This is a genomic window from Weissella confusa (assembly GCF_004766315.1).
Lineage (GTDB): Bacteria > Bacillota > Bacilli > Lactobacillales > Lactobacillaceae > Weissella > Weissella confusa_A.
Map to the genome: position 1 here is coordinate 43,776 of NZ_PVSN01000010.1, position 9,218 is coordinate 52,993.

The following is a 9,218-nucleotide window of genomic DNA, read 5'->3' on the forward strand; positions in this document are numbered from 1 at the left end:
GAGGACCATTGAACCCGGGTGGTAACACGTGAAAACGTCCCGTAGCTGTAGTGGCTACGGGACGTTTTTTGTTTACGGATAGTTGAAGAAAGTGAGGAAGGAACGATGCAATATCTATGTGTCACCGCTCACCGATGTCTTTTTGTTGGTGAGGGGCTTGGTCAAAGTCGAATGTGATTTTTTGGAACTGGCAGTGGGCCAGACAAAATGACAGCTACGACAGATTAAGTTTTAAACAACAGGAGAGTTAGAAATTATGACAGTAGGAACTAAGGTACGTTATCACTTTGACCAGGTTGGATCATATCTACGTCCAGCAGCATTGAAGCAAGCTCGTGCAGATTACACGGCCGGGACAATCGACCATGAGACACTCATTCAAGTGCAACATGACGAAATTCATGATTTGGCGGTTCACCAACATGAAGTTGGATTGAAGGATGTCACGGATGGTGAATTTGCCCGTTCGTGGTGGCACCTCGACTTTTTGTGGGGACTCACCGGGGTTGACCGATACACGCAAGAAGATTCATACAAATTCCACGGTGAGAAAACGCGAACGGATAACGTGCAATTGACTGGCAAGATTGCCTTTAATCCAGACCATCCATTCTTTGCAGACTTCGCCTACCTGAAGTCAATTGCGCCAGAGGGGACTGAACCTAAGTCAACGATTCCAGCACCGACGTTGCTCTTCCGCGATGGTCGTTCGGACCGGGCCTTAGAGTTTTATGACACATGGGAAGCCTACTTGGATGATTTAGCGCAAGCGTACCATGATACGTTGCAACGCTATTATGATTTGGGCAGTCGCTATGTCCAACTAGATGATACGACCTGGGCCTTCTTGATTAGCAAGTTGAACGAGTTCAAGAATGATCCGGCTGAGCGTGCTAAGTATGAAAAGATTGCGACGGACAGCGTTTATGTCATTAACAAGGCGTTGGATGGTTTGCCAGAAGATTTTAAAATCTCAACACACATCTGCCGAGGTAACTTCAAGTCAACGTATCTCTTCGAAGGTGGTTATGCACCAGTAGCGAAGTACCTTGGGCAGTTGCACTATGACACCTACTTCTTGGAATATGATGATGCCCGCTCAGGTGACTTTGAGCCCTTGCCTGAAATTTGGCAAGGTCGTGAAGATGTCACGATTGTGTTGGGCTTGGTGACAAGCAAGTCACCTAAGCTTGAGTCAACCGAGGCGATTAAGAATCGCATTGCTGACGCAGCTAAACTAATTCCGCTTGAAAACTTAGCGCTATCGACGCAATGTGGCTTTGCTTCCACGGAAGAGGGAAATGCGTTGACGGAACAAGAAGAATGGACAAAGTTATCATTCATCAAGCACATTGCGGATGAAGTTTGGGGGTAGGCGAAATGGTTAAGAGATTGGGAATTGTGATTGCTGGGGTTGTCCTGACTGGGACGTTGTTAGCGACAACGACGTCAATTCAGGCGGCGACGGTTAAAAAGGTGACGGTTGGATCGGTCACTGGAGATGCTGAAATTTGGCGTCATATTGCCGACTCATCGGCAGCGAAAAAGGCGCATGTGCAAATTAAGGTGAAAGAATTTACAGATGGGGGAACCTTAAATAAGGCGACGGCTTCGGGTGAAGTCGATGTGAATGCCTTTCAGTCCTATGACTATTTCCATGCGTTCAATAAGCAGACCGATACGGAGAAGCTAGCTGCGCTCGGCACAACTTATATTGAGCCGATGGGTGTGTACTCAAAGGATTATCACAAAGTAAGCGATATTCCGGATGGTAGCACAATTGCGATTGCGCGTGATAACGCCAATGCAGCTCGTGGGCTACGCTTGCTTGCTAACGCTGGTTTGATTAAGTTGAAGGCAAACTTCTCAGCCTTGTCAGGGGTGGCTGATATTGCTGACAATCCACATCATTTTAAGTTCAAGGAAATTGATGACACAACTGGGGTGTCACTGGTTAAGCAAGATGACTCAGTGGCAGCGGTGCTAATTTCAAATTCAGTTTCACAAGCCGGTGGTTTGAATGTTTTGAAGGATTCATTTTATCATGAGTCAATTAACTCAGGCACGATTGGTAACATCAACATTTTGGCAACGCGTGAATCACAAGCCAATAACAAGACATACAAGAAGCTTGTGGCGCTATATCGTGACCCAGCAGTACAAAAGTGGATTAAGAACCAATACCACGGCACAAAGGTTGAAGTGAAGAAGCCTGTATCTTATTTGGAGGGAAAATAACATGGCAGAAGTTGAAAGTTTTACACTTGATCACACAAAAGTTAAAGCACCATATGTGCGTTTAATTGAAGAGCAAGCTGGCCCAGCTGGTGGTGCGATTGCAAATTACGATTTGCGCTTGGTGCAACCGAATGAAACGTCGATTGAGACGGCCGGTATTCACACGTTGGAGCACCTATTTGCGAGCCTGGTTCGCGATGAATTGGATGGCATTATTGATATTTCGCCATTCGGATGTCGTACGGGCTTTCATGTTATTAGTTGGCAAACGTATACGCCAACACAACTTGCGGAAACATTCACCCGCGTGTTGCGCAAGATTCGTGATGAGATTACTTGGGATGATGTGCCCGCAACAACGATTCGTGAGTGCGGTAATTTCAAGGATCACAGCCTTCACTCAGCTAAGGCGTGGGCGGCGATTATCTTGGAACAAGGATTGTCAGATGATCCATTTGTTCGTCACGTTGTAGAAGCATAATAAGTAAAACCAGGTCATTGACCTGGTTTTTCTGTTATTATAGTAAGCATGAATGAGAAGATTAATTATGAGCAATTGAATGGCTTGGATTTGGCTTATTATGGGGATGCGGTGTACGAAGTGTACATTCGTCAACATTTGCTAGCCAAAGGGATTACCAAGCCAGCCCGTTTGCAACGGGAATCAAAGAATTATGTGTCAGCTAAGGCACACGCGGCTTTGTTTGCGTTGATGGAAACGGATGACCTATTGACTGAAGAAGAGATGGCCTACTTTAAGCGTGGGCGTAATGCAAATTCACATACGAAGGCAAAGAACACGGACGTGGTAACGTACCGTATTTCAACTGGATTTGAGGCGCTAATTGGCTACTTAGCAGCGAGTGACCAACAAGCCCGTTTGGATGAAATTATTGCCTGGGTTTATGAACAAGTAGAAAGTGGACGAACGAGAGCAAATGGCACAACAAAGTAATAACCGAAACAAGCGCGATCGTGGTGGTAAGCCAGAGCGCAATAATAATCGTCGTGGAGCAGACCGCCGCTTTAACGACCGTGACCGTCAACCACGTGCAAAGCGTGCAGAACGACCAGAATCAGACCAAGAGGATATTGCAGCGCAAACTGAATTCGTGTTTGGTCACCACGCTTCTGTTGAAGCGTTGAAGGGTGAAACGGAAATCAACAAGGTTTGGCTACAAACTGGTTTGACAGACAAAATCCGAAATGAAGTCATGACGCTAGCTAAGAAGCGTGGCTTGGTCATCCAAGATGCGCCTAAGGCTAAGCTTGATGAATTGACGGATGGTCAAAATCACCAAGGTGTCGTGTTATCAATTGCTGCATATGCATATGCAACGATTGATGATTTGTTTGCCAAGGCAGCTGAAAAGGATGAAGCACCATTCTTCTTGGTGTTGGATTCAATTGAAGATCCTCACAACTTGGGATCAATCTTGCGAACGGCGGATGCGGCTGGTGTACACGGTATCATCATTCCAAAGCGTCGTGCGGTACAATTGACATCAGTTGTTGCCAAGACGTCTACAGGAGCAATTGAGCACGTGCCAGTTGCACGTGTTACTAACTTGGTTCAAACGGTTGAACAATTGAAGGAACGCGGTTTGTGGGTCTTTGGAACGGACATGGATGGTAAGGATTACCGTCGCTGGGACGCTGCTGGGCCAACTGCGCTTATCATCGGTAATGAAGGTAAGGGTATTTCACCATTGTTGAAGAAGACGGTTGATGAGACGTTGACGATTCCAATGGTTGGTCACGTCCAAAGTTTGAATGCTTCAGTGGCAGCTAGTTTGCTTATCTATCAAGCATTTAATAGCCGCAACCCACTATAGAATAAATGTTACGCACAAAGGTACTGTCTCAATGAAGTGAGAGAGTACCTTTTTTGCATAATCGTGGCATAGCCTCTGCTTTGTGGCATTGTATGGAATAAGACAACCTACGAGGAGGGCCTGAATGATGGTGAAGCGTGTGCCGGACAATATAGAAGACATCATGAAAGATGCACGGGATGGGGATGCAATCGCATTGACCACACTCAGTAGTCAGTTAAATGGTTTGATTTGGCGCGAATATGCACGCCAAGATTCACGCATAAAGTCGCGTGACTGGTATTCAGAAGCCCAGTATGTGTTATATCGTGCCTTGGCGTCGCTAAGACTCTTTACCTGGCCGACGTTAGTGGGTTATTACGAAAAGGCACTGCGACACCATGCCCGGCAAATTTGGCGACTTGAGTATCGCGTCGACGCATCATTTGAGACCGTTGCAATGGAAGATGAGAAGCACGCGAATGGCGGGCGACTGGAAGAGAACACGGTGATATATTACGAAGAAAAGCAACACATTAAAACGTCACTGCAAGCGGTATTGTCAAACTTGACGCCAAAAGAAAGGCAATTTTTGAAGTTATGGATATCGGGGTACAAGGTCGAGGAGTGCGCTGAAATATTGCATCGTTCAAAATCGTGGGGCTATTTAATGCGTCGCCAGATCCAGATTAAACTTTCCGTCGAGTTGTATGATGACTGAGATTGGCGATTGTGGTATAGTTAACAATAGATTAAACGAGAAAATAGATAGAGCGGAGACACATTATGGCAGCAAAGAAAGTCGCTTTAGCGTGCAGTGTCTGCGGATCACGAAACTATATGGTAACGAAGAAGCCAAATCGTCTTGAGCGTCTTGAAGTTATGAAGTTTTGCAAGTTCTGCGGACAACACACAATGCACCGCGAGACGATGTAAGCACCAGGTCGGCTAAACCGTTCTGGATACAGGAGTACATGACATGAAGTTTTTGGCTAGTGTTGTTGCGGAAATGAAGAAGGTTACTTGGCCTACTTTGAGTGAAAACGTCCGTGACACTTCAATTGTTTTGATGACAGGTTTGTTTTTCGCCGTTTTGTTCGGTGGCGCTGACTGGGTATTTGAGCAAGGGGTTACTTGGTTGTCTAAGTAAGCCGGTTGCGATATAATAAAAATATCGAAACGCAGATAATAAAACCCTCAGTCATGAGGGTTTTTAATTTACAAAAATTACAGGTATAACCTGAGGAGGCAATCATGGCAGTTGAGTCATACGATAAGCAATGGTACGTTTTGCACACATACGCTGGTTACGAGAACAAGGTTAAGGCCAACTTGGAATCACGTATCGAAACGATGGGGATGACTGACTACATCTTCCGCGTTATCGTGCCTGAACAAGAAGTTGAAGTTGAGAAGGACGGCGAGACGAAGATCATCAAGGAAAATGATTTCCCAGGTTATGCCTTGGTTGAGATGATTATGACTGACGAAGCTTGGTACGTTGTCCGTAACACACCAGGTGTTACTGGTTTCTTGGGTTCTCACGGTGGTGGTTCAAAGCCAGTTTCATTGTTGCCTGATGAAGTTGACGACATGTTGCAACGTATGAACATCGTTGAACGTAAGGTAACTGAGCTTAACGTTGAAGTTGGTGAGACGGTCAAGATTGTTGCTGGTTCATTTGCAGGTATGCAAGGTGAAGTAACGGCTATCGATAACGACAAGCAAGAAGTAACGGTTTTGGTTGACTTCTTGGGTCGCGAAACACCAACTGAAATCTCATTTAACGATGTTCAACCATTGATTTAATGGGAAACAACGAAAATTAAGAATATTTAGTGAACGCCTGACTTGTCAAAAGTCAGGCGTTTTGTTATTATAATCTGGTATGTGTGGCAACACGCATATGTGGGAGGCGTAAATCGAAACGCGCCATTACACCACAAACACGAAGGAGGAAACAATCGTGGCTAAGAAAGTTTCAAGCATTGTTAAGTTGCAGATTCCGGCCGGTAAGGCTACCCCTGCACCTCCAGTTGGACCTGCTTTGGGTCAAGCTGGTGTTAACATCATGGGATTCGCAAAGGAGTTTAACGCTCGCACTGCCGACCAAGGTGGTTTGTTGATCCCAGTAGTTATTACTGTATATGAAGATCGTTCATTCGAATTCATCACTAAGACGCCTCCAGCAGCAGTTTTGTTGAAGAAGGCAGCCGGTGTTGAAAAGGGTTCTGGTGAGCCTAACACTAAGAAGGTCGCTACGGTTACTGCAGCACAAGTACGTGAAATTGCAGAAACTAAGATGCAAGATCTAAACGCGGCTGACGTTGATGCAGCTGTTCGCATGATCGAAGGTACTGCTCGTTCAATGGGCTTCACTGTTGAAGGCTAATTAACGGGTTCCGTACGGATCGCGTAGGAAACTAAGCATGATCAAGCGGGAGGTCAATGACCGTTTGACCGCATTTGCAAGGAGGAATAGCTACCATGGCTAAGAAGTATGGTAAGAAGTATTTGGCAGCCGCTGAAAAGATCGACAGTGCTAAGTTGTACACTGTTGAAGAAGCTGCCCAATTGGTAAAGGACATCGACTTTGCCAAGTTTGATGCAACTGTTGAAATCGCGTTCAACTTGAACGTTGATACTCGTCAAGCTGACCAACAATTGCGTGGTGCCGTTGTTTTGCCTAACGGTACTGGTAAGGACCAAACTGTTGTGGTCTTTGCTCAAGGTGATAAGGCTAAGGAAGCTGAAGAAGCTGGTGCTGACGTAGTTGGTGCTGCTGACTTGGTTCAACGCATTTCTGACGGTTGGTTGGACTTTGACGTTGCCATTGCTACGCCTGACATGATGGCCCAAGTTGGTCGTGTTGGACGTGCATTAGGTCCTAAGGGATTGATGCCTAACCCTAAGACGGGAACTGTTACGTTTGACGTAGCTAAGGCCGTTACTGACGCTAAGTCAGGTAAGGTTACTTACCGTACTGACCGTGACGGAAACGTTGCTGTACCAGTTGGTAAGGTATCATTTGACGCCGACAAGCTTGCTGGAAACATCAAGTCATTGTCAGACGTTATCTTGAAGGCTCGTCCTGCCGCTGTTAAGGGTGCATACGTAAAGCACGTATCAATCGCTTCAACGTTCGGACCTGCTGTTAACATCGATATTGCTTCTTTGTAATTTAGAATTTTTCTAGATCAAAGTTAGCTTTTCATGTTGACACTTCCTCGACTACCTGATAAAGTAGTTCGAGTAATAAATCGATTCTACCTAAGACGCAGGTGTCGTAAGACTTAATAACCCGCCGAGGAAGTGAAAAACGCGTAAGCGACTTTTGACCCCCGGTGCAGTATGTACTGGGGGTCTTTTGGTACGAATCAAAATCTTAACAGGAGGAACATTACCATGAGTGAAGCAACTATTGCTTTGAAGGCACAACAAGTTGAAGAAGTTGCTGACAAGTTTAAGTCAGCCGCATCTGCAGTTGTTGTTGACGTGCGTGGGTTGACGGTTGAACAAGCCAACAACTTGCGTTCAGAATTGCGTTCAGAAGGCGTTGAGTTGAAGGTTATCAAGAACAAGATCTTGACGCGTGCTGCTGAAGCCGCTGAATTGACTGACTTGAACGACTTGTTTGTCGGACCATCAGCCGTTGCATTCTCTAACGAGGACGCAATCGCTCCTTCACGCATTTTGAAGAAGTTTGCTGATAACATCGAAGCCTTGGAAATCAAGGGTGGTGTTGTTGACGGTCAAGTTGCATCTGTTGAAGATATCAACAAGTACGCAGCTTTGCCAGACCGCGACGGTTTGTTGTCAATGTTGTTGTCAACGTTGCAAGCACCTGTTCGCAACTTTGCATACGCAGTTAAGGCTGTGTCAGACGCAAAGGAAGAAGCTGCTGAAGCCTAAGCATCCGCTTGGCATTATGCAGGTTTACCCGGGCATTGCCCAAACAAATAAAATCGCCGCATAGGCAAATAAACGAGGAGATTAATTATCATGGCATTTGATAAGGATTCAATCATCGCTTCATTGAAGGAAGCTACGATTTTGGACTTGGCTGACTTGGTTTCAGCTATTGAAGAAGAGTTTGGTGTTTCAGCTGCTGCCCCTGTTGCAGTTGCTGGTGCAGCTGGTGGTGCCGAAGCAGCCAAGACTGAATTTGACGTTGAGTTGACTTCAGCTGGTTCAGCTAAGGTTCAAGTTATCAAGGCAGTTCGCGAAGCAACTGGTTTGGGCTTGAAGGAAGCTAAGGACTTGGTAGACAACGCTCCTTCAGCTATCAAGGAAGGCGTTTCAGAAGACGAAGCTAACGAATTGAAGGCTAAGTTGGAAGAAGCTGGTGCCGTTGTTACTGTTAAGTAATTAACGCCCTTCTTTAAAAAAGACGTGATACTTCAAAAAAGACGTGATACTTCGGTATCACGTCTTTTTTTGCGCTTCTAAAAGTTTAGACCCGGATTATTCATCAAGACAAACAAAAAACCGCTGAAACAGCAAGTTAATACCGTTTCAGCGGGTTTTGCGCTTTCACCCGTTGGGTGAAAACCATAGGAGCTCTTTTTTATGATATTTTGTTAGTGGAAAACAAACCAAATACTCAAAAATTGGAGCGTCTAAAATTATGACTCAAAAAGTATTACCTAGCAACCATTTAGTTGCAGTTTCAGACAATGGGGCACCAATTACCTCGGATGGTGGCAACGTGCTGCTTAGTATTTTTCTGAATTCGCCTGTAATTTCCAGGCTCTTTAATAACGTTGAATTCAACGATAATCGCAAAAATCCACGCTATGCTAAGGTAGAATTGTTATTGCAAATGCTCATTCAAGTTATCGAAGGTTATCGCAACGACGACGTTGCAGATTACTTGACCCAAGATATCGAACATCGACTTGTTTATGCGCAAAACATGGCATCTCAACCAACTATTTCCAGATTTCTATCACATCTCACGAACGAAGACATTGATGAGCTACAAGAATTAAATCGTCGTATTGTCTCTTTAATTGATGAAAGATCAGCCAATACTGAACTGGTGCTAGATTTGGATTCAACCTACTTTGAGACCTTTGGTCATCAAGAAAAAATTGGTTTTAATTATCACTACTTGAACGTCGGTTACCATCCGCTTATCATGACCGATGCTTTAACTGGAACCGT

General features: G+C 45.1%; 14 protein-coding genes and 2 other annotated features (1 of these 16 only partly in view). All 14 genes read left to right on the forward strand.

The window, feature by feature from the left end:
* Window positions 1-45, forward strand: a binding site (T-box leader); it begins 203 nt to the left of the window's first position.
* Between the two features lie 211 nt (window positions 46-256).
* The gene (locus tag C6P11_RS01800) at window positions 257-1,375 is read left to right on the forward strand and encodes a vitamin B12 independent methionine synthase (RefSeq protein WP_135518139.1); all 1,119 of its coding nucleotides are present in this window, start codon (window positions 257-259) and stop codon (window positions 1,373-1,375) included.
* Between the two features lie 5 nt (window positions 1,376-1,380).
* Entirely contained in the window at window positions 1,381-2,238 is an 858-nt protein-coding gene (locus C6P11_RS01805; RefSeq protein ID WP_135518141.1) for a MetQ/NlpA family ABC transporter substrate-binding protein, read from the forward strand.
* Between the two features lies 1 nt (window position 2,239).
* Window positions 2,240-2,719 (forward strand): S-ribosylhomocysteine lyase, encoded by a 480-nt coding sequence (locus C6P11_RS01810; RefSeq protein WP_135518143.1) that lies wholly within the window; start codon window positions 2,240-2,242, stop codon window positions 2,717-2,719.
* 48 nt (window positions 2,720-2,767) lie between these two features.
* On the forward strand, window positions 2,768-3,193 hold the full coding sequence (locus C6P11_RS01815) for a Mini-ribonuclease 3 (protein WP_004560222.1): 426 nt from the start codon (window positions 2,768-2,770) through the stop codon (window positions 3,191-3,193).
* The gene (gene rlmB / locus C6P11_RS01820) at window positions 3,177-4,073 is read left to right on the forward strand and encodes a 23S rRNA (guanosine(2251)-2'-O)-methyltransferase RlmB (RefSeq protein ID WP_206766204.1); all 897 of its coding nucleotides are present in this window, start codon (window positions 3,177-3,179) and stop codon (window positions 4,071-4,073) included. The genes C6P11_RS01815 and rlmB overlap by 17 nt, the downstream gene beginning before the upstream one ends.
* A gap of 124 nt (window positions 4,074-4,197) precedes the next feature.
* Window positions 4,198-4,773, forward strand: coding sequence for a hypothetical protein (locus C6P11_RS01825; RefSeq protein ID WP_135518145.1), 576 nt, complete (start codon window positions 4,198-4,200; stop codon window positions 4,771-4,773).
* 65 nt (window positions 4,774-4,838) lie between these two features.
* Window positions 4,839-4,988 (forward strand): 50S ribosomal protein L33, encoded by a 150-nt coding sequence (gene rpmG / locus C6P11_RS01830; RefSeq protein WP_010372159.1) that lies wholly within the window; start codon window positions 4,839-4,841, stop codon window positions 4,986-4,988.
* A 43-nt stretch (window positions 4,989-5,031) separates the two neighbouring features.
* Window positions 5,032-5,202: a preprotein translocase subunit SecE gene (gene secE, locus C6P11_RS01835; RefSeq protein WP_004560219.1), complete on the forward strand. Its 171-nt coding sequence runs from the start codon at window positions 5,032-5,034 to the stop codon at window positions 5,200-5,202.
* Between the two features lie 104 nt (window positions 5,203-5,306).
* Window positions 5,307-5,861: a transcription termination/antitermination protein NusG gene (gene nusG / locus C6P11_RS01840; RefSeq protein WP_004560218.1), complete on the forward strand. Its 555-nt coding sequence runs from the start codon at window positions 5,307-5,309 to the stop codon at window positions 5,859-5,861.
* Between the two features lie 157 nt (window positions 5,862-6,018).
* A complete protein-coding gene (gene rplK, locus C6P11_RS01845) occupies window positions 6,019-6,444 on the forward strand; it encodes a 50S ribosomal protein L11 (RefSeq protein WP_004560217.1) in 426 nt (141 codons plus the stop codon).
* 95 nt (window positions 6,445-6,539) lie between these two features.
* Window positions 6,540-7,232 (forward strand): 50S ribosomal protein L1, encoded by a 693-nt coding sequence (gene rplA, locus C6P11_RS01850; RefSeq protein ID WP_071707820.1) that lies wholly within the window; start codon window positions 6,540-6,542, stop codon window positions 7,230-7,232.
* 71 nt (window positions 7,233-7,303) lie between these two features.
* Window positions 7,304-7,430 (forward strand) — a sequence feature (ribosomal protein L10 leader region).
* A gap of 27 nt (window positions 7,431-7,457) precedes the next feature.
* Window positions 7,458-7,964, forward strand: a complete 507-nt coding sequence (gene rplJ, locus C6P11_RS01855) for a 50S ribosomal protein L10 (protein ID WP_004560215.1) — start codon at window positions 7,458-7,460, stop codon at window positions 7,962-7,964.
* A 90-nt stretch (window positions 7,965-8,054) separates the two neighbouring features.
* On the forward strand, window positions 8,055-8,420 hold the full coding sequence (rplL, locus tag C6P11_RS01860; RefSeq protein ID WP_004560214.1) for a 50S ribosomal protein L7/L12: 366 nt from the start codon (window positions 8,055-8,057) through the stop codon (window positions 8,418-8,420).
* 259 nt (window positions 8,421-8,679) lie between these two features.
* Window positions 8,680-9,218, forward strand: a 539-nt coding sequence (locus C6P11_RS01865) for a transposase (protein ID WP_210114206.1), incomplete at its 3' end; no start/stop codon positions are given.